At 71.7% G+C, this 19,881-nt stretch carries 17 protein-coding genes and 1 pseudogene; 8 read left to right on the forward strand and 10 right to left on the reverse strand.

All coding sequences use genetic code 11. From position 1 onward, the window contains the following. Positions 1-336: 336 nt before the first annotated feature. Together EWV39_RS09360 and EWV39_RS09365 are read right to left on the reverse strand one after the other, a co-directional pair. On the reverse strand, positions 337-768 hold the full coding sequence (locus tag EWV39_RS09360; RefSeq protein ID WP_129658894.1) for an HIT family protein: 432 nt from the start codon (positions 766-768) through the stop codon (positions 337-339). A 127-nt stretch (positions 769-895) separates the two neighbouring features. Then, entirely contained in the window at positions 896-1,549 is a 654-nt protein-coding gene (locus EWV39_RS09365; protein WP_129658896.1) for an MBL fold metallo-hydrolase, read from the reverse strand. Between the two features lie 106 nt (positions 1,550-1,655). On the opposite strand from EWV39_RS09365, the gene EWV39_RS09370 reads away from it, so the two are divergent. Further along, entirely contained in the window at positions 1,656-2,117 is a 462-nt protein-coding gene (locus tag EWV39_RS09370; protein ID WP_129658898.1) for a Fur family transcriptional regulator, read from the forward strand. A gap of 7 nt (positions 2,118-2,124) precedes the next feature. Here EWV39_RS09370 and EWV39_RS09375 read toward each other — a convergent pair whose 3' ends face one another. From EWV39_RS09375 to guaB1, 6 genes are all read right to left on the reverse strand, one after another. Continuing rightward, on the reverse strand, positions 2,125-3,075 hold the full coding sequence (locus tag EWV39_RS09375; protein WP_129658900.1) for a metal ABC transporter permease: 951 nt from the start codon (positions 3,073-3,075) through the stop codon (positions 2,125-2,127). Between the two features lies 1 nt (position 3,076). Next, positions 3,077-3,907, reverse strand: coding sequence for a metal ABC transporter ATP-binding protein (locus tag EWV39_RS09380; protein ID WP_129658902.1), 831 nt, complete (start codon positions 3,905-3,907; stop codon positions 3,077-3,079). A 111-nt stretch (positions 3,908-4,018) separates the two neighbouring features. Then, a complete protein-coding gene (locus EWV39_RS09385; RefSeq protein ID WP_129658904.1) occupies positions 4,019-4,987 on the reverse strand; it encodes a metal ABC transporter solute-binding protein, Zn/Mn family in 969 nt (322 codons plus the stop codon). Between the two features lie 137 nt (positions 4,988-5,124). Beyond that, positions 5,125-6,201, reverse strand: coding sequence for a hemolysin family protein (locus tag EWV39_RS09390; RefSeq protein ID WP_129658906.1), 1,077 nt, complete (start codon positions 6,199-6,201; stop codon positions 5,125-5,127). Continuing rightward, a complete protein-coding gene (locus EWV39_RS09395; RefSeq protein ID WP_129658908.1) occupies positions 6,198-7,580 on the reverse strand; it encodes a hemolysin family protein in 1,383 nt (460 codons plus the stop codon). The genes EWV39_RS09390 and EWV39_RS09395 overlap by 4 nt, the downstream gene beginning before the upstream one ends. Before the next feature lie 163 nt (positions 7,581-7,743). After that, positions 7,744-9,219, reverse strand: coding sequence for a GMP reductase (guaB1, locus tag EWV39_RS09400; protein WP_129658910.1), 1,476 nt, complete (start codon positions 9,217-9,219; stop codon positions 7,744-7,746). A gap of 329 nt (positions 9,220-9,548) precedes the next feature. Between guaB1 and EWV39_RS09405 the strand changes: the two genes are divergently transcribed. From EWV39_RS09405 to EWV39_RS14355, 3 genes are all read left to right on the forward strand, one after another. Next, positions 9,549-13,367, forward strand: a complete 3,819-nt coding sequence (locus tag EWV39_RS09405) for a multifunctional oxoglutarate decarboxylase/oxoglutarate dehydrogenase thiamine pyrophosphate-binding subunit/dihydrolipoyllysine-residue succinyltransferase subunit (RefSeq protein WP_129658912.1) — start codon at positions 9,549-9,551, stop codon at positions 13,365-13,367. 190 nt (positions 13,368-13,557) lie between these two features. Then, positions 13,558-14,157 (forward strand): GDSL-type esterase/lipase family protein, encoded by a 600-nt coding sequence (locus EWV39_RS09410; RefSeq protein WP_129658914.1) that lies wholly within the window; start codon positions 13,558-13,560, stop codon positions 14,155-14,157. 150 nt (positions 14,158-14,307) lie between these two features. Continuing rightward, entirely contained in the window at positions 14,308-14,382 is a 75-nt protein-coding gene (locus EWV39_RS14355) for a 50S ribosomal protein bL37 (protein ID WP_396415568.1), read from the forward strand. Between the two features lie 226 nt (positions 14,383-14,608). Here EWV39_RS14355 and rsrA read toward each other — a convergent pair. Beyond that, positions 14,609-14,854: pseudogene (rsrA, locus tag EWV39_RS09415) on the reverse strand (mycothiol system anti-sigma-R factor); the annotation flags it as partial. A gap of 35 nt (positions 14,855-14,889) precedes the next feature. Beyond that, a complete protein-coding gene (locus EWV39_RS09420) occupies positions 14,890-15,648 on the reverse strand; it encodes a sigma-70 family RNA polymerase sigma factor (protein WP_129658917.1) in 759 nt (252 codons plus the stop codon). A gap of 215 nt (positions 15,649-15,863) precedes the next feature. Between EWV39_RS09420 and EWV39_RS09425 the strand changes: the two genes are divergently transcribed. The 4 genes from EWV39_RS09425 to hisN all read left to right on the forward strand — a co-directional run bounded on the left by EWV39_RS09425 (position 15,864) and on the right by hisN (position 19,859). Continuing rightward, positions 15,864-16,376 carry a DoxX family protein gene (locus tag EWV39_RS09425; RefSeq protein ID WP_129658919.1) on the forward strand — a complete coding sequence of 171 codons (513 nt, stop codon included), beginning with the start codon at positions 15,864-15,866 and terminating at the stop codon, positions 16,374-16,376. Between the two features lie 176 nt (positions 16,377-16,552). Then, positions 16,553-17,911 carry a 3-phosphoshikimate 1-carboxyvinyltransferase gene (gene aroA, locus EWV39_RS09430; RefSeq protein ID WP_129658921.1) on the forward strand — a complete coding sequence of 453 codons (1,359 nt, stop codon included), beginning with the start codon at positions 16,553-16,555 and terminating at the stop codon, positions 17,909-17,911. After that, positions 17,908-19,044: a ribosome small subunit-dependent GTPase A gene (gene rsgA / locus EWV39_RS09435; RefSeq protein ID WP_129658923.1), complete on the forward strand. Its 1,137-nt coding sequence runs from the start codon at positions 17,908-17,910 to the stop codon at positions 19,042-19,044. Before aroA ends, rsgA begins: the two co-directional genes overlap by 4 nt. Further along, the gene (gene hisN, locus EWV39_RS09440) at positions 19,041-19,859 is read left to right on the forward strand and encodes a histidinol-phosphatase (protein ID WP_129658925.1); all 819 of its coding nucleotides are present in this window, start codon (positions 19,041-19,043) and stop codon (positions 19,857-19,859) included. Before rsgA ends, hisN begins: the two co-directional genes overlap by 4 nt. Positions 19,860-19,881 lie beyond the last annotated feature (22 nt).

Below are 19,881 nucleotides of genomic sequence, written 5' to 3' on the forward strand. Positions count from 1 at the left end.
GGAGCCGACAGGGCGTGCGGAGGAGCCGACAGGGTATGCGCCGCCTCATCTTTTCGGAAGGAAACCTCCGAAAACAGCTAGCTCGCTGAAGGTATGCATCTGTCTCGGCGATTTTCCGCTCGGCCTCGGCGGCTGCCCGCACCGGCAGATGCGCCGACTCGTCCGGCTCCGGAGCCGGCCCGCAGAACGGCCCCGGAATGGTCTGGCTCAGGCTCCGGCTCCGGCCCGCGGGGCGGACCCGGAACAGTCCGGCCCTGGGCGCGCGACAGCCCAGCACCGGGCCCCAGTATCGGCCCTCTGCACCGGGCATCGGGCACCCGGAACGGGCCCGCCCCCCTACCCCTCGGTCCCCTCGGCCTCGCGGTGTCCCGCGTCGAGGAGGGCCTGGCGGATCGAGGCGGCCGCGCGGTCCATCCCAGCGGGGTCCGGGTCGCGGTCCACCTGGTCGAAGCTGAACTCCTCGATGGAGTCGGTGGGCCAGACGTGCAGGTGGGTGTGGGGCACCTCGAAGCCCTGGATCATCAGCCCCACCCGCCGAGGCTCGAAGGCCGCGTCGATGGCCTTGCCGATGGTCTGCGAGACGGCCATCAGGTGGCCCGTCAGGTCGGCGGGCAGGTCCACCCAGTGGTCGACCTCCTCGCGGGGCACCACCAGCACGTGGCCGGTGGTCAGCGGCTGGATCGAGAGGAACGCGACGGCGCGCTCGTCCTTCCAGACGAAGCGGCCGGGCAGCTCGCCCTCGATGATCTTGGTGAAGACGGTGGACATGGCGGTGGTTCTCCTCGCTGGTCGGTTCGCGGATGGGGTGAAGGGATCGCGGGGCAGGACGGCGCGGGCCCGAGCGCCTCGGGACCGCGCCGTGGACGCGGCGCGGATCCCGGGAGCCCGGGTCCCGTCAGAGTTCGACGGCGTCGCCGGCCGCGAGCGTCCGGTACTCGGTGCCGTAGCGGGAGCCGAAGCTGGTGAGGTGCTTCTCGATCACGTCCCGGCCGTTCTGCGCCAGCAGCGCGTCGTGGATCGGCAGGGCCCGCTCCGCGCGGACGGCGATGAGGAAGTCGATGACCTCCTGGACCTTGTTCCAGGGTGCGTGGATCGGCAGCAGCAGGGTCTGCACCCGGACCCCCTCGGGGACGATCAGGCAGTCCCCGGGGTGGTACAGCCCGCCGTCGACGACGTAGCCGAGGTTCTGCACCACCGGCACCTGGGGATGGATCAGGGCGTGCTGCCCGCCCACGGTCAGCACGTCGAAGGACCCGGCCCGCAGCCGCTGGCCGCCCTCGGCCGTGTGGACCCGCTCCGGGGCGGGGACCTCCTCCCGCAGGGCGGCCGCCACCGAGCCGGGCGCGCACACCCTCACCTCGGGGTGCTCGGCGAGGAACGTCCTGACGGGCTCCCGGTCCCAGTGGTCCGGGTGCTCGTGCGTGATCAGCAGATGGTCGGCCCCGGCCAGGGCCGCCTCGGCGTCGGAGAAGTTGCCGGGGTCCAGGACCAGGACCTCGCCGTCCTTCTCCAGCCGGATGCATGAGTGGCCGTGCTTCGTCAGTCGCATACCCCCACCCTAGACCCGGGCGGGCGGGGAATGTCGCCGCGGAGCGCGCGCCGGTAAGATCGAAGGTCAGGTTCATCCCACCATCGTTCAGCGAGGAAGGAACGCAGTGAGCACGGAGCAGACGAGCGAGGGCGCAGGACGCCGGGCCGGCGAGGTCCGCAACACCCGCCAGCGGCGCGCGGTCGAGGAGGCCCTCGCCTCCCTGGAGGACTTCCATTCGGCCCAGCAGCTGCACCGGATCATCAACGACGCCGGCCAGCGGGTCTCGCTCGCCACCGTCTACCGCGTCCTCCAGTCCCTGGAGGCCTCGGGCGAGGTCGACGCCCTCCAGGGCGCCGAGGGCCAGGCGCTCTACCGGCGCTGCGCCGCGGAGGAGCACCACCACCATCTGCTGTGCCGCAGCTGCGGGACGGCCGAGGACATCGAGGCCGACGCCGTCGAGCGCTGGGCCCGCGAGACGGGCGCCGCCTTCGGGTTCACCGAGATCCAGCACACCGTGGAGATCACCGGCCTGTGCGCGCGCTGCTCCCGGCTCCCACCCGAGGAGCGCGGGCCGCGGCTCGGCTGAAGCCTCCTCAGGCGGCCGGGCCGGTCCCTCCGCCCGCGGCCCCGGCGGGCGCCGCCTCAGCCGGGCGGCCGCTGCGGCCTGACTGGCTGAACCGCCGGCGCAGCGCGCCCACGGCCCGGCAGACCACGTAGATCGTGAAGGAGATCGTGGTGACGTACGGGCTGATCGGCAGCGAGCCCGCGAGCGCCAGCAGGATGCCGCCGACGATCGACAGCTCCGCGAAGAGCACCGAGAGCAACACCGCCCGCAGCGGCGAGGCCGTGATCCGCACGGCCGCCGCGGCCGGGGTGATGAGCAAGGCCATGACCAGCAGCGCCCCCACGATCTGCACCGAGAGCGCCACCGCGATGCCCATCAGCAGCATGAAGACCAGGGAGAGCGTCCGCAGCGGCACGCCCTTGGCCGCGGCGACGTCGGGATCCACGCTCGCGAAGGTCAGCGGGCGCCAGATGACCAGCAGCGCGCCGATCACCACGACGGCGCCCACCGCCATCTCGAGCATCTGCGCCCGGTCCACCGAGACGATCTGCCCGGTCAGCAGCCCGAACTTGTTGGCCGAGCGCCCCTCGTAGAGCGCCAGGAACAGGATGCCCAGTCCCAGGCCGAAGGGCATGAGCGTGCCGATCAGCGCGTTGTGCTGGCCCGCCCGGGCGCCCATGAGCCCGATGATCAGCGCCGCCGCGATCGACCCGGCCAGCGAGCCGGTCACGACGTCGAACCCGATCAGCAGCGCGAACGCGGCGCCGGCGAAGGAGAGCTCGGCGATGCCGTGCACGGCGAAGGCGCCGTCGCGCATCAGGATGAACGTGCCGATGACGCCGCCCACCAGCCCGAGGATCGCGCCGGCGAGCACCGACTGGCTCAGCAGGTGCAGCAGCTCCCCGTAGCGGTCGAAGACGAACACGCGGTCCCAGAAGCCGCTCAGGGCGAGGATCGGGGCGATCGTTGCCGGGGTCATATCAGGCGCCTCCTTCGACGTCGTGGGCGTGGCAGTCCTCGGCGGCGCCCTCGGAGGCGGTGCCCGCCCCCACGACGACGTAGCGCCCGTTGACCTGCACGACCTCGACCCGAGCGCCGTACAGCGCCGAGAGGGCGGGGGTGGTCATGACCTCCTCCACCGCACCGGCCCGGAACCTGCCGTTGGCGAGGTAGAGCACGCGGTCGACGTCGTCGATGATGGGGTTGATCTCGTGGGTCACGAAGACCACGGTCGCCCCGGACTCCCGGCGGTACTCCTCGATGAGCCGGCTGACCGCCTGCTGGTGGTTCATGTCCAGGGAGAGCAGCGCCTCGTCGCACAGCAGGATGCGCGGCCGGGAGGCCAGCGCCTGGGCCACCCGCAGCCGCTGCTGCTCGCCGCCCGAGAGCAGGCCCACCGGGACCGAGGCGTACTCGCTCGCGCCGACGCGCTCGAGCAGCTCGTCGACCCGCCGTCGCCTGGCCGCGGAGAAGAAGCCGGGCCCCCAGCGGTGCCCGTCGACGCCGAGGCCCACCAGGTCGCGGGCCCGCAGCGGGGCCTCTGCGGGAAAGGGGCGCTGCTGCGGGACGTAGCCGATCTCGGGGTTGCCGCGCCGGGCGGGCCGCCCCAGGATGCGCAGCGAGCCGCCGGAGAGGCCGATCATGCCGAGCATGGCCTTGAGGAGGGTCGACTTCCCGGAGCCGTTGGGTCCGAGGACGGCGAAGTACTCGCCCTGCTCGATCCGCAGGTCGAGGCTGCTCCAGAGGGTGCGCTCGCCGAAGGACAGCGAGGCGTCCTCGAGGCTGACGCTGGGCGTCTGCTGTGTGGTCACGGGGCGGTGGTGCTCCTCGGGTCGTCGATGGATGTGGGGGCGACGCACGACGGCCCGCCCCGCCCCAGGGTACTCCCCCGCGGGCGGGCCGGGCCGCGCCGGCCGGATCGCCTAGACGGCGTCGGCGACGTGCTCGATGTTCTCCTTCATCCAGCCGAGGTAGTCCTGGCCGTCCGGGATGGTCTCGGTGAAGGAGACGCTCGCGACGCCGTCGGACTCCGCGGCGTCCATGACCTGGCGGGTCTGGCCGGACTCGGTCTGCTCGTTGAAGGCCAGCAGGTCCACCTGGCCGGAGGAGAGCTGGTCCAGAACGTCCTGCAGGGTCGCGGCCGGGACGTCGTTGCCGTCCTCGATCGCCGCGACGAAGTCCTCCGGGGTCGCGTCCTCCATGCCCGTGGAGTCCAGCAGGTAGCCGGGCACGGGCTCGGTGGCGAGGTAGCTCTTGCCCTCCCCCTCGATGCCGGCAGCCTGGTCCTTCAGCTCGTCCAGCTGGCCGCTGTAGTCCTCGGCGTTCTGGCGGTACTGGTCGGCGCCGTCGGAGTCGAGGTCCCCGAGGTCGGAGGCCACCTGGTCGGTGACCTTCCCCATGACGTCCAGGTTGTACCAGACGTGCTCGTTGAACTCGCCGTGGTCGTGGTGGTGCTCGTGCCCCTCCTCGTCCTCGGCGTGCTCCTCCTCCGAGTGCTCGTGCTCCTCGGGCTGCAGGCCGGAGAGCTCGACGGCGTCGATCACGGTGGCGCCCGAGTCCTCGGCCATGTCCTCCATGAACTCGTCGTAGCCGCCCCCGTTGAGGACCACCAGGTCGGCGTCCTCGACCGTCAGGCGGTCCTGGGCGGTGGCCTCGTAGGAGTGGGGGTCCTGGCTGGTCGAGGAGATGATCGGGGTGACCTCGACGTCCTCCCCCGCGACCTGCTCGACGACGTCGGCGTAGACGTTGGTGGTGGTGACCACCTTCGGGCGGTCCTCGCTCCCGCCCGAGGCCTCGGCGTCCTCGCCCCCGCTCCCGCCCGAGCAGGCACTCAGGGCGAGGGCTCCGGCCGCGGTCACGGCCAGCAGGCTGGGAATTCGGGCAGATCGCATGGGGTGTCCTCCTGAAGGTGCCGCCGCGGCGGCTCGGCGAATGATTCTCATCCGATGGACCAGTGTACTCAGATGCGAATCGTTCACAATTAAGGAAGGGCTTATACTTCCTCGTCCCGCGATGGCACGGCCCTCCCTCAGGGCTCCTCGGTGTACGGCATCCCGCCGCGGCGCCACCCCATCGCCTGCGTCGAGTCCTTGACCTCCCCGATCAGCTCCTCCAGCACGTCCTCGAGGAACAGCGCCCCGATGGTCGCGCCGGAGCGCTCGACGACGCGGGCCACGTGCCCGTGCGTGCGCTGCATCGTGGCCAGGGCGTCCTCCACCGTCGCGTCCGGGCGCAGGTTGATCAGCGAGCGCACGCGGGTCAGCGGCGTCGGCTGCCGGTAGCGCTCGTCGGGGATCGAGAGGACGTCCTTGACGTGCAGGTAGCCCAGGTACGTCCCGTCCTCGGACTCGAGCACGAAGCGGGAGAACCCGGTGCGCCCCACCGCCTTCTCCAGCTCGTACGGCGAGCAGTCCGAGGGGAGCGTCACGAGCCGCTCGGTGGGGACCATGACGTCCCGGACCGACTTCTCGGAGAACTCCAGCGCCCCGGAGAGCATGCCGTCGGCGTCGGTGACCAGCCCCTCCGCCGTCGACTCCTCGAGGATGGTCTGCAGTTCCTCCACGGTGAAGGTCGAGGAGACCTCGTCCTTCGGCTCGACCCGCATGAGCCGCAGCGCGTGGTTGGCGATCCAGTTCATCATCGCGATGACCGGCCGCACCACGCGCGAGACCATGACCAGCGGCGGGGCGAGCCACAGCGCCGCCTTGTCCGCGACCGAGACGGAGATGTTCTTCGGCACCATCTCGCCGAAGATCACGTGCATGTAGGTGACCACCAGCAGGGCCAGCAGGAAGCCGGCGATGTCCGCGTTGGAGGAGCTCAGGCCGAGCGCCATCAGCGGCTCGGCGACGAGGTGGTGCACGGCGGGCTCTGCCACGTTGAGGATGACCAGCGAGCACACGGTGATGCCCAGCTGGCAGCACGCGAGCATGAGCGAGACGTGCTCCATCGCGTACAGGACGGTCCTGGCGCGCTTGTTCCTCGCCTCGGCGAGCGGCTCGATCTGCGAGCGGCGGGCGGACATGATGGCGAACTCGCTGCCGACGAAGAACGCGTTGCCGATCAGCAGGACCACGAACCAGCCCAGGGCTGCCCAGTCGCTCACGGGCGCTCACCCCCTTCCGCCGCGGCGGAGTCCCCCACGGCGCGGCTCGGCCCGAGGTCCTGCGTGAGCGCCTCGTCGGGGCCGTGCTCGGCGGGGGTGAAGAGGATGCGGTCCACGCGGCGGTGGTCCATCCGCTCGACCTCCAGGAAGCCGGTCTCGATCGCCACCCGGTCCCCGACCCGGGGGATCCGGCCCAGCCGGTCCATCATGAACCCTCCCATGGTCTCGAAGGCGGGGTCGTCGTCGATGTCCAGCGGGGTGACCCGCTCGGTCACCTCGTCCGGGCGCAGCAGGCCCGGGAAGTGCCAGCGCCCGTCGGCGGTCTCCAGGACGCCGGGGACCGCGCGGTCGTGCTCGTCGGCGACCTCGCCCACGATCTCCTCCACGAGGTCCTCCAGCGTCGCGATCCCCGCCGTGCCGCCGTACTCGTCCAGCACGACGGCGACCTGCAGGGCTCCGGCGCGCAGCTGGCGCAGCAGCGCGTCCAGGTGGATGGTCTCGGGCACCCGCAGGACCTCCTCCATCAGCGCGCCGGCCTCGACCAGGTCGCGCCGCTCGGGAGGCACCCCCACGGCCTTCTTCAGGTGCACGACGCCGCGCACGTCGTCCTGGTTCTCCTCGTACAGCGGGAAGCGGGAGTGGCCGGTGCGGCGCGCCTCGGCGATGACCTCCCCCACGCTGTCGGTGGTGGGCAGCATGGTCACCTGGCGCCGCGCCGTCATCACGTCCGAGGCCGTCCGCTCGGAGAAGACCAGCGTCCGGGAGACGAAGTTCGCGGTGCCGGCGTCGAGCGTGCCGAGGTCGGCGGAGCGGCGCACCATCGAGGACAGCTCCTCGGGCGAGCGGGCCCCGGAGAGCTCCTCCTTGGACTCCAGCCCGAGCAGGTGCAGGACCTTGTTGGCGGTGCCGTTCATGACCACCACGAAGGGCTTCATCACGGCGGTGAAGATCAGCTGCGGCCGGGCGAGCGCGCGGCCCAGCCGGTAGCCGACCGAGATGGCCAGGTTCTTGGGGATCAGCTCGCCCATGGACATCGACAGCAGCGTCGCGATGGCCATCGAGACGAGGAAGGTCAGCGGCCCTGTCACGGATGCGGGCAGGCCCAGGGAGGCGATGGTGCCCCCGAGCAGGCCCTGGATGCCGACGTCGAGCGTGTAGCCGGTCAGCAGCGTCGTGATGGTGATGCCGAGCTGGCAGCTGGAGAGCTGGGTGGAGAGCGAGCGCAGGCAGCGCAGCAGCGGCTCGGCCTTGGCGTCGCCCTCCTGGATCCGGCGGGAGACCGTCGCCTGGTCCAGGGAGACCAGCGAGAACTCCACCGCCACGAAGAAGCCGTTGCCGAGGATGAGGATGAGCCCGGCCAGGACGAGGAACCATTCCACCGGGTCAGTCACCCGCCCCGGGGACGGGCCGCCGGCCCGGGGCGCCGGGAGGGGGCGGCAGGGCCCCCGCCGGCGCGGCGGGTTGTGGAGGTTCGGTCTCGGCGCAGTTCAGGGGAACGTCCATATCTCTCATAGTCTAGCGAGTCGATCGGGCCGGTCCGGCTCATTCCCAGGACTGGGAGCGGGGCCGGCCCTCGTCGTAGCCCGCGGCGGACTGGATGCCCACGATCGCCCGGGCCCTGAAGGCCTCGAGCGAGCCGGCGCCCGCGTACGTCATCGACGAGCGCACGCCGGCCGTGATGTGGTCCAGGATGTCCTCCGCGCCGGGGCGGTGCGGGTCCAGGTACATCGACGAGGAGGAGATGCCCTCCTCGAACATGGTCTTGCGCGCCCGGTCGAAGGCCTCGTCCGCGCGGGTGCGGTGGTGCACGGCCCGGGCCGAGGCCATCCCGAAGCTCTCCTTGTAGGAGCGCCCCGCGGCGTCGGTCAGCAGCTCGCCGGGCGACTCGTAGGTCCCGGCGAGCCAGGAGCCCACCATGACCTGGCTCGCGCCGGCGGCCAGGGCGAGCGCGACGTCGCGCGGGTACTTGACCCCGCCGTCGGCCCAGACGCGCGCCCCGAGCCCGCGGGCGGCCTCGGCGCACTCGAGCACGGCGGAGAACTGCGGGCGGCCGACCGCCGTCATCATCCGGGTGGTGCACATCGCGCCGGGGCCGACGCCGACCTTGACGATGTCCGCCCCGGCGTCGATGAGGTCGCGCGTGCCGTCGGCGGTGACGACGTTGCCGGCCACCACCGGGACTCCGGGCGAGATAGAGCGGACCGCGCCCAGAGCCTCCATCATCTTGCGCTGGTGCCCGTGCGCGGTGTCGACCACCAGGACGTCCGCGCCGGCCCGCAGCAGCGCGGCCGCCTTGCCGGCGACGTCGCCGTTGATGCCCACCGCGGCGGCCACCCGCAGCCGGCCGCGCCCGTCCAGGGCCGGGCGGTAGATGGTGGAGCGGACGATCCCGGCCTTGGACAGCACGCCCGCGTACCGGCCCTGCCGGACCACCACCGCGAGGTCGACGCCGGCCCGCTCGCAGCGGTCGAAGATCCCGCGCAGCGCGCGGCCGCGCTCCTCGCCGCCCCAGTCGGCCTCGCCGCCGATCTCCGACTCCTCGACCGTCAGCGGCACCGGGGACATCACCGAGCCGACCTCGGCGTGGCGGTCCTCCGCCTGGGCCTCCTCGGGCCGGATCAGGCCGAGGGGCTCGCCGCCCTCCCCCACGACCACCGCCGCGCCGAAGCTGCGCTTGGTCATCAGGCTCAGGGCCTCGTGGACCGCAGCACCCGGGTCGAGCACGATCGCGGACTCGGCGATCGGGTGGCGCTCCTTGACCCACCCCAGGATCTCCTCCGCGAGCTCGCCCGGCACGTCCTGGGGCAGGACGGCGAGCCCGCCGCGGCGGGCCATGGTCTCGAGCATCCGGCGGCCGGTCACCGCGGTCATGTTGGCGGCCACGACCGGGACGGTCGAGCCGGTCCCGTCGTCGGCCGCGAGGTCCGCGTCGAAGCGCGAGGTGACCCGCGAGTGGGAGGGCACCAGGAAGACGTCGTTGTAGGTCAGGTCGGTCGAGGGGGTCGTGATGAAACGCACTCCGCCATGGTACCGCGACAGCCAGGGGGCGGGTCCATGCCCTCCCGGCCTCTCTCCCGTCAGGAGCACCGCCGGCCGAGGGTCCCGGGGCCCGACGACGCCCGCGGTTTCGCGCTTCCACCGCGCCGGAGTAGATTCAGTCCACGCGACCCTAATAGACTCGTGAGGAGTCACGCACCGCCCCGCACCGTCGCGGGGCTCAGGAACTCGTCGAGATCTGCGTCCGCCCCGGCGGCCCGCCGCGCTCGGCCCGGGATCCTGCGGGTGGGTGCGCGGGCTGACGAACTCAGCTGCAGCAAAGAATGAGCTAACGGAAGAGGCGTTAAGAAGTGCCAGATCAGCCACAGCACAAGGTCCCCGAGGAATTCGCCGGCAACGAGTGGCTCGTGGACGAGCTGTTCGAGCAGTACCAGCAGGATAAGAACTCGGTGGACGAGAAGTGGTGGCCCATTTTCGAATCGATGGCACGGGAGGAGAAGGCGGAGGCAGCATCGTCCGCCGCACCGGCGTCGAGCTCCGCCCCGAAGGCGAGCGCCGCCCCCGCTGAGAAGAAGCAGTCCCAGTCCGCCCCTGCTCCGAAGGCTGCCGCGAAGCCCGCTTCCGCTCCGAAGGCCGCCAGCGCTTCGTCGGGCACCTCCTCGTCCGCCGGCAAGGCGAAGCAGGAGACCGAGAAGAGCGACGACAAGGGCCAGCAGCAGAAGGCCTCGAAGCCGATCCCGGCCCAGCTCCCCGAGTCCAGCCGCGGCGAGGGCTCCGAGGACGCGAGCAAGGTCGTCTCCCTGCGCGGCCCGGCCAAGGCGATCGCGGCCAACATGGAGGAGTCGCTCACCGTCCCGACGGCTACCACCGTGCGCGCGGTGCCGGCCAAGGTCCTGATCGACAACCGCAGCATGATCAACGAGTACCTGCGGCGCTCGCGCGGCGGGAAGATCTCCTTCACCCACCTCATCGGCTACGCCGTGGTGCGCGCGCTCAAGGAGTTCCCCTCCCAGAACGTCGTCTACGGCGAGGACGCCAAGGGGCGCCCGGCCGCGGTCCACCCCCCGCACGTCAACTTCGGCCTGGCCATCGACATGCCCAAGCCGGACGGCTCCCGCAACCTCGTGGTGCCCAACATCAAGGGCGCCGAGACCATGAACTTCGCGGAGTTCTGGAACTCCTACGAGGACATGGTCAAGCGGGCCCGCGACAACTCGCTGACGGTCGAGGACTTCAAGGACACCACCGTCTCGCTGACCAACCCCGGCGGCATCGGCACCGTGCACTCGGTGCCCCGCCTGTCCAAGGGCCAGGCCTGCATCATCGGCGTCGGCGCCCTGGACTACCCCGCCGAGCGGCGCGGCACCTCGCCGAAGGTCCTCGCCCGCGAGGGCGTCTCCAAGATCCTGACGCTGACCTCCACCTACGACCACCGGGTCATCCAGGGTGCGGGCTCGGGCGAGTTCCTGAAGCTGGTGGACCAGTTCCTGCTCGGCGAGCACGGCTTCTACGACGAGATCTTCGAGGCCCTGCGCATCCCCTACGAGCCCATCCGCTGGGCCGTGGACAACCAGGTCAACCCCGAGACCGAGGTCAACAAGGTGGCCCGGATCCAGCAGCTCATCCACGCCTACCGCGTGCGCGGTCACCTGCTGGCCGAGACCAACCCGCTCGAGTACGTGATGCGCAAGCACCCGGACCTCGACATCCACACCTACGGCCTGACCCTGTGGGACCTGGACCGGGAGTGGCCCACCGGCGGCTTCGGCGACGCCTCCAAGCTCTCGCTGCGCAAGATCGTGGACCTGCTCCAGGACGCCTACTGCCGCACCCTGAGCGTCGAGTACATGCACATCGAGTCGCCGGAGGAGCGCGAGTGGTTCCAGAGCCAGCTCGAGCACGGCTACACCAAGCCCACCCGTGACGAGCAGATGCGCGTGCTGGGCAAGCTCAACGCCGCCGAGGCCTTCGAGACCTTCCTGCAGACCAAGTACATCGGCCAGAAGCGCTTCTCGCTCGAGGGCGGCGAGTCGCTGATCCCGCTGCTGGACTCGATCATCTCCGGCGCGGCGGACAACGGCCTGCCCGGCGTCGGCATCGGCATGGCCCACCGTGGCCGGCTCAACGTGCTGACCAACATCGCCGGCAAGTCCTACGCCCAGATCTTCCGCGAGTTCGAGGGCGAGCAGGATCCCCGCCTGGTCGGCGGCTCCGGCGACGTGAAGTACCACCTCGGCACCGAGGGCGTCTTCACCTCGGACAACGGCAACGAGACCCAGGTCTACCTGGCGGCGAACCCCTCGCACCTCGAGGCCGTGAACCCGGTCCTGGAGGGCATCGTCCGCGCCAAGCAGGACCTGCTGGACCAGGGCAGCCACGGCGAGACCGCCTACGGCGTGCTGCCGATCCTGATCCACGGCGACGCCGCCTTCGCCGGCCAGGGCATCGCCGCCGAGACCATGCAGATGTCGCAGCTGCGCGGGTACAAGGTGGGCGGGACGGTCCACATCGTCGTGAACAACCAGGTGGGCTTCACCACCACCCCCGGCGAGGGCCGCTCCTCCACCTACTCGACCGATGTCGCCCGCATGGTCCAGGCGCCGGTCTTCCACGTCAACTCGGACGACCCGGAGGCCGTGGTCCGCGTGGGCCGGCTGGCCTTCGAGTACCGCCGCCGGTTCAACAAGGACGTCGTGGTGGACCTGGTCTGCTACCGCCGCCGCGGGCACAACGAGGCGGACGACCCCTCGATGACCCAGCCGCAGATGTACCGCCTCATCGAGGCCAAGCGCTCCACGCGCAAGCTCTACACCGAGGCGCTGGTCGGGCGCGGGGACATGACCCGCGAGGAGGCCGACCGGGCGCTCAAGGACTACCAGGAGCGGCTCGAGCGGGTCTTCACCGAGACCCACGAGGCCCAGACCTCCCCCATCCCGCTGGTCACCGGCGACGCCGCCGCGGTCTCCAACATCGAGCGGCCCGCCGCCCAGCAGATCGAGGACTCGGTCTACATCCCGGAGACCACCGCGGTCAGCACCGAGGTGGTCCACCGCATCGGCGACGTCTACGCGGACGTCCCCGAGGGCTTCCAGGTCCACAAGAAGCTCGGCTCCCTGCTGAAGAAGCGCCAGCAGATGTCCCGCGAGGGCGGCATCGACTGGGGCTTCGGCGAGCTACTGTCCTTCGGCTCCCTGCTCATGGACGGCATCCAGGTCCGGATGGCCGGCCAGGACGTCCAGCGAGGGACCTTCGTCCAGCGCCACTCGGTGCTGCACGACGGCAACTCCAACGCCGAGTGGGTGCCGCTCCGTCACCTCTCGGACGACCAGGCGAAGTTCATGATCTACAACTCCCTGCTCTCCGAGTACGGGGCCATGGGCTTCGAGTACGGCTACTCGGTGGAGCGCCCCGACACCCTGGTGGTGTGGGAGGCCCAGTTCGGCGACTTCTTCAACGGGGCGCAGACGATCATCGACGAGTTCATCTCCTCCGCCGAGCAGAAGTGGGCCCAGCGCTCCTCGCTGGTGCTCATGCTCCCGCACGGCTACGAGGGCATGGGCCCGGACCACTCCTCGGCCCGTATGGAGCGCTTCCTGCAGATGTGCGGTGAGAACAACATGACCGTCGCCGTCCCCTCGACGCCGGCCAACCACTTCCACCTGCTGCGGCGTCAGGCCTACAGCCGGCCGCACAAGCCTCTGATCATCATGACCCCGAAGCAGCTGCTGCGCCTGAAGGCCGCGACCTCCTCGGTCGAGGACTTCACCCGGGGCGACTTCCAGAAGGTCATCCCGGACCAGGGCGGCCTGAAGGACCCCGAGGTCGAGAAGGTGGTGCTCGTCTCCGGGCGCCTCTACTACGACCTCGCCGCCCGCCGCGAGAAGCTGGGCTCGAAGGACACCGCGATCGTCCGCGTCGAGCAGCTCTACCCGCTGCCGCTCGCGGAGATCAAGGAGGAGCTGGCAAGCTACTCCGGCGCCGAGGTGGTCTGGGCGCAGGACGAGCCCGCCAACCAGGGCCAGTGGCCGTTCATGTTCGTGAACCTGCTGCCCCTGCTCGACGCCGACGTGCGCCTGGTCTGCCGCCCCGCCTCCGCCTCCCCCGCGACCGGCGCCGGCAAGCGCCACCAGGCCGAGCTCGAGCACCTCATCGCCCAGGTCTTCGAGTAGGAGCCGACCCTCGCGCGGGACGCGCGAGCCCGAGGGCCCCCGCACCGGTGATCCGACATCCGTCGTGTCGCGGCGGGGGCCCTCCGGCGTGAGAGCATGGTCTCTAACGTCTATGGTGGAGCACAGGAAGTCCCGCTCGAGCCCTCCTGACGGGGTGGTGCGGGCGGCCGAGGACAACAGAAAGAGTCTCGTGGAGCAACGGAATATTCGCATTGTGGCAGTCGGCGACGACCTGCTGGCAGGTCTCGGCGACCCCCGCGGCCTGGGCTGGTTCGGCCGGGTCATGGCCCGCACCCCGCGTCACGTGGCGCCCCTGGCCTCGTACAACCTGGCGGCCCCGGGCGAGACCAGCGAGACCCTCAACGAGCGGTGGTTCGAGGAGGCCGGCCGCCGGTTCGCCTCGGGCGCGGACAACCGGCTGGTGGTCGCGCCGTCGACCCTCGACATCGACACCGGGATCACCAACGCCCGGAGCCGGCTCAACCTGGCCAACATGGTGGACCTGGCCTCCCAGAACAACATCAAGGTGCTGGTGGTGGGCCCTCCCCCGACCCTCGACGCCGAGCGCAACCGCCGCATCGCGGACCTCTCCGCCGCCTACGCGGACGTGACCACGCGGCGTCGGCACGTCTACGTGGACACCTTCAACCCCCTGCAGCACCACGAGCAGTGGCGCCAGGACCTGGCGGCGAACGACGGCCGGCCGGGCCAGGCGGGCTACGGCCTCATCGCCTGGCTGGTGCTCCACCGCGGCTGGTACTCCTGGCTGCAGCTGCCCGAGCAGCACTAGGCGCCCGCGTCGGGGTGCGCCGCCCGCCGACGCTGTGGAAGAATGGTCGTTCGTGCCCGCGCGCCTCGTCTCACGAGGCGGGCAGGGGTCGTATCAGCAATGGACCGCGCCGCACCCGCGAGGGGCGAGCGCGGGTGGAAGGAGGCTCCCATGAGCAAGCGTGGACGTAAGCGCAAGGATCGCCGGAAGAACAACGCCAACCACGGCAAGCGCCCCAACTCCTAGGGTTCGGGCAGGTCGCGGCTTTCGGCCGCGCACGCGAACGGGGCCGGGACGAGTGTTCACTCGTCCCGGCCCCGTTCTGCCGTCTCCGGCCGGCTCCCCTCGCGGGCGGGTCCGCCCGGCAGGCACTGACCCGCGGATGCTAGCGGGGGGCGGTCCCCGCCCAGCTCTGGCGCAGCGCCTCCTCGGCGACGTCCTCGTGGCCGTGCGAGGCGGTCTCCGGGCTGGCCCGCAGGTCGTCGATGCGCTCGAGGATGGAGTGCTTCAGCGTCTCCGGCGCGGGCTCGCAGCAGGAGCGCTTGACCGCCGAGCGGATCAGGCATTCGAGGTCGTACTCGCGCGAGCAGGTCTCGCAGCCCTCCAGGTGAGCCCGGATGTCTTCGAGGTCTTCGGTCGAGAGGGCGCCGTCGAGGTACTCGTAGATGCGGCGCATCTGCTCGTCTCGGCATCCTCCCGAGTCCTGGCAATCGGACATGTTCCCTTCCTTTCTTCTCTTCTGGCGAGCGGCGCTCAGCGGGTTCCGACGCCCTTGGCGTCGCCCTTCTGCCGGTCCTTCGGGGTGAAGCCGAGCTCGGCGGCGTAGTCGCTGAGCCGCTCGCGCAGCAGCCTGCGCCCGCGGTGCAGCCGCGACATGACCGTCCCGATGGGGATGTCCAGGATCTCCGCGATCTCCTTGTAGGCGAAGCCCTCGACGTCGGAGTAGTACACGGCCATCCGGAAGTCCTCCGGGATGCTCTGCAGGGCCTGCTTGACGTCGGTGTCCGGCAGATGGTCCAGGGCCTCGGCCTCGGCGGACTTCAGCCCGCTCGAGGTGTGCGCCGAGGCCTGGGCCAGCTGCCAGTCCTCCACCGTGTCGGTGTTGGCCTGCTGCGGCTCGCGCTGCCGCTTGCGGTACAGGTTGATGTAGGTGTTGGTCAGGATGCGGTACAGCCAGGCCTTGAGGTTGGTGCCCGGCCGGTACTGATGGAAGGCCGAGAAGGCCTTGGTGTAAGCCTCCTGCACGAGATCCTGCGCGTCCAGCGGATTGCGCGCCATCCTGAGGGCGGCCGCATAGAGCTGGTCGATGTACTGCATCGCATCCCGCTCGAATCTCTGCTTCCGCTCTTCCTCGGACTCGTGAGACAGATCGACGGTGTTCACGGGTTCCTTCCGCCTCGACGTGGTGCTCTTCGCAGTCCATTCTAGGAGACCGGACGCCGTCGGCGCTCGGGGCACCGCGCGGGCCGGGGAACCCGTGGCCGGTGCGATCGCGATGCTCACGCTCCTCATCACCCCTCGTCTCGTGTCGGCTGCTGTCCTTTCCAACCGCCGTGCGCGGCCGAGTATTCCGAGGACCGTCCGCGTCTTCCCCGTTCGCACCCGACGAAAATCCGGCGAGCCCCCTCTGTGCATGCGCCCCATCACATAGGATTGGTGGAAGTTCCTGGGTTCGCACCGGGCCGGAGGCTCCGGCATCGGGCTCGGACCCTCGAGGAGGAGGAGACATGACCATCGTTCGCAAGTTCGCCCGCCCCCTGCTGGCGACGTCCTTCATCTACAACGGCGTCGTCCGGCTGCGGACCCCCGAGGGAGGCCGCTACCTCACCCCCGCTCTCGACGCCGCCGCGAAGGCCCGTCCCGAGCTCCGCGCCCTGAAGGGCAAGGAGCGGCTGATCGCCCAGGGGATCGCCGGCACCCAGATCGCCGCCGGCTCGCTCTTCGCGCTCGGCCGCTTCCCGCGGCTCTCCTCGGCGCTGCTGCTCGCCACCGGCGCCGTGAACACCTACATCGACTACCGCGCCGCGCCCGCCGGCTCCAAGGAGGAGAAGGAGCAGCGCATGGGCCAGGGGCTGAAGAACGCCTCCCTCGTCGGGGCCGTGGCCCTGACCACCGTGGACACGGCGGGGAACCCCTCGCTGGCCTGGCGGGCCAACAAGCTCGGCGCTCAGGTCCGCAAGAAGTCGAGCAAGCTCGGCGAGGACTTCAAGAAGAAGTCCGACGACGTCCTGCACCACTGAGCCGGCTCCCCCGCCGTCCCGAGCCGCTGAGCCCTCCCGGGCCCGGCGCCGGGGCGTGAGGGGCCCGCAGGATTCCCGCTCAGGGGCCGTCCCCAGGACGGCCCCTGAGCGCGTCTCCGGCCGCTCGCGCGCCTAGACTGGGGTGAGACACGTTCCCCCGACCCCTGGACCCGCCGATGACTGCCGTTCCCCCTCCCCCCGCCGACGCCGCCGAGGACCTCTGGCCCGCCCCGGTCCACGAGCCCTCCGTGCCCCTCGACGCCCGCGTGCGCGTGCCGGGGTCGAAGTCGCTGACCAACCGCCACCTGCTCCTCGCGGCGATCGCCGACGGCCCGAGCGTGCTCACCGGCGCGCTCGAGTCCCGCGACTCCCGCCTCATGATGGAGGCCCTGGGCCTGCTCGGCGCCTCCTTCGAGGCCGAGGGCGAGCGCCTGCGGGTCTCCCCCATCGCGCCGGGGCGCGGGGCGGCCTCCTCGGGCCCGCTGGAGATCCGCACCGGGCTGGCCGGCACCGTGATGCGCTTCCTGCCGCCGCTGGTCGCAGCACTCGGCGTCGAGGCGCGCTTCGACGGGGACCCGTCCGCGCGGCGTCGCCCCATGGGGCCGGTGATCGAGGCCGTGCGCCAGCTCGGCGCCGAGGTCGAGGACGAGGGCCGCGGCGCGCTGCCCTTCACCGTCCGCCCGGCGTCCTCCTCCGCGCCGGAGGCGGGGCCGGTGGAGGTCGGGATCGACGCGAGCGGCTCGAGCCAGTTCCTCTCCGCCGTCCTGCTCTCCGGCTGCCTGCTGCCCGGCGGCGTGCGGGTGACCCACCTCGGGGACTCGGTCCCCTCCCTGCCGCACGTGCGGATGACGCTGGAGGTCCTGGCCGAGTACGGCATCCGCGCCACCGAGGAGGGGGGGCGCTCCTGGACGGTGGCGGCGGGGGTCCCTCGCGCGCACGACGTCGTCGTCGAGCCGGACCTCTCCAACGCCGGCCCCTTCGTCGCCGCGGCCGTGGTGACCGGGGGCCGCGTGGCCGTCCCCGACTGGCCGGAGACCACCACGCAGGGCGGGGACCAGTGGCGGGAGATCCTGCCCCGCTTCGGCGCGGAGGTCCGTCGCGAGGGGACCGACCTGGTGGTCACCGGGGATCCGGAGACCGCGAGCGCCCTGCCCGGCATCGAGATCGACCTCTCCGAGGCCGGGGAGCTGGCTCCGACGGTCGCGGCCATCGCCGCGCTGGCCTCGGGCCCCTCGCGGCTGACCGGCATCGCGCACCTGCGCGGGCACGAGACGGACCGTCTCAAGGCGCTGGTCGCCGAGATCCGGCGGCTCGGCGGCGAGGCCGAGGAACTGCCCGACGGCATCGAGATCACCCGTCCGGTCAGCGCCGGGGGCGTGTTCCGCACCTACGAGGACCACCGGATGGCCACGGCAGCCGCGATCATCGGGCTGCGCGTGCCGGGCGTCGAGGTGGAAAACATCGCGACGACGGCCAAGACCCTCCCCGGCTTCCCCGAGATGTGGGCGCGCATGCTCACCGGGGGCGGCGCATGAGCGGAGGCCGCAGGACCTGGGACGAGTCGGACGTGAGGATCCGCGCCAACAAGCGCGGCTCCCGCCCGCGCACCAAGGAGCGCCCCGCGCACCAGGACGCCCTCGTCGGCCGCGTGGTGACCGTGGACCGCGGGAGGTACACGGTGGACCTGGGCAGCGCGGGGCCGGGGAGCCCGGTCCTGGCCGTGCGGGCCAAGGACCTCCGGCGCACCCCGGTGGTCACCGGCGACCTCGTGGGCGTCGTCGGCGACACCTCGGGGGCCGAGGGGACGCTGGCGCGCCTGATCCGCCTCGAGCAGCGCGCGACCGTGCTGCGCCGCAGCTCCGACGACACCGACCCGGTGGAGCGGGTCGTGGTGGCCAACGCGGACCAGCTGGTGATCGTGGTCGCCGCCGCGAACCCCACCCCCCGCACCGGCTTCATCGACCGCTCGGTCGTGGCGGCGCACGACGCCGGGATCGAGCCGCTGCTGTGCATCACCAAGACCGACCTCGCCGCTCCCGACCCGCTACTGGAGTACTACGCCCGCTCCGGGCTGCGCGTGCTCACCAGCTCCCCCGCCCGCGACGCCGCGGAGGTCACCCGGGTCGGCCAGCACGAGACCCTGGAGCTCGAGCCCGGCCTGCTCGCCGAGCTGCGCGAGGAGCTCGGCTCCCGCGTCTCCGTGATGCTCGGGCACTCGGGCGTGGGCAAGTCCACGCTGGTCAACGCGCTGACCGGCTCCGAACGCTCCACCGGCGGGGTGAACTCGGTCACCGGGCGGGGGCGGCACACCTCCTCCTCCGCGCTGGCCCTCAACCCTGACTGGGGGGACGAGACGACGTGGGTCATCGACACGCCGGGCATCCGTTCCTTCGGCCTCGCCCACGTGGCCCCCGCCTCGGTCGTGGCCGCCTACCCCGACCTCGCCCCGGGGGCGGAGACCTGTCCCAAGGGCTGCACCCACGCCCCCGACGCCGCGGGCTGCGGCATCGCCGCCCTGGTGGCCGCCGGGGAGGCCGGGCCCGCGGGTCCCGCCCGGCTGGAGTCGCTGCGCCGCCTGCTCGGCGTCGCCCCGGAGAGCGGCCTCCCCGAGGCCAAGGAGCTGGGCGCCAGCCCGGCGGGGCGCGAGTGGGATAGCCTGGAGCCATGAATCCGCGGAGCCAGTACAACGATGACCTTCGGCTCGCCCACGTCATCGCCGACGCAGTCGACAGCTACACCCTGGGCAGGTTCCAGGCCCAGGACTTCACGGTCGAGACCAAACCCGACCTCACGCCCGTGACCGACGCGGACCGCAACGCCGAGCAGCTCATCCGCTCGCACCTCTCCCGGGCCCGCACGCGCGACGCCGTGCTCGGCGAGGAGTTCGGCTCGGTCGGCGCCTCGAGCCGGCAGTGGGTGATCGACCCCATCGACGGGACCAAGAACTTCGTCCGCGGCGTCCCGGTCTGGGCCACCCTGATCGCGCTCATGGACCAGGGCGAGCCGGTGGTGGGCCTGGTCTCCGCTCCTGCCCTGCAGCGCCGCTGGTGGGCCGCGAAGGGCTCGGGGGCCTTCACCGGCCGCTCGCTGGTCCAGGCCCGCCGCCTCGGGGCCTCCGGCGTCGAGACCCTCTCCGACGCCTCCCTGTCCTTCTCCTCGCTCTCCGGATGGGCCCAGCGGGGCCTGCGGGAGAGCTTCATCGACCTGACCGATCAGGTGTGGCGGACCAGGGCCTACGGCGACTTCTGGTCCTACTGCATGGTCGCGGAGGGCAGCGTGGACATCGCCTGCGAGCCCGAGCTGGCGCTGCACGACATGGCGGCGCTGGTGCCCATCGTCACCGAGGCCGGCGGCCGCTTCACCTCGCTGGCCGGCGAGGACGGCCCGCACGGCGGCGACGCCCTGGCCACCAACGGCCTTCTGCACGACGCCGTCCTGGCCGGCCTGGGCACGGCCGTGCCGGCCGCCGAGCGGGGCGCCTGACCGGCTCCGCGCACGGCCCCTC

Source organism: Rothia halotolerans, from assembly GCF_004136635.1.
GTDB lineage: Bacteria > Actinomycetota > Actinomycetes > Actinomycetales > Micrococcaceae > Rothia > Rothia halotolerans.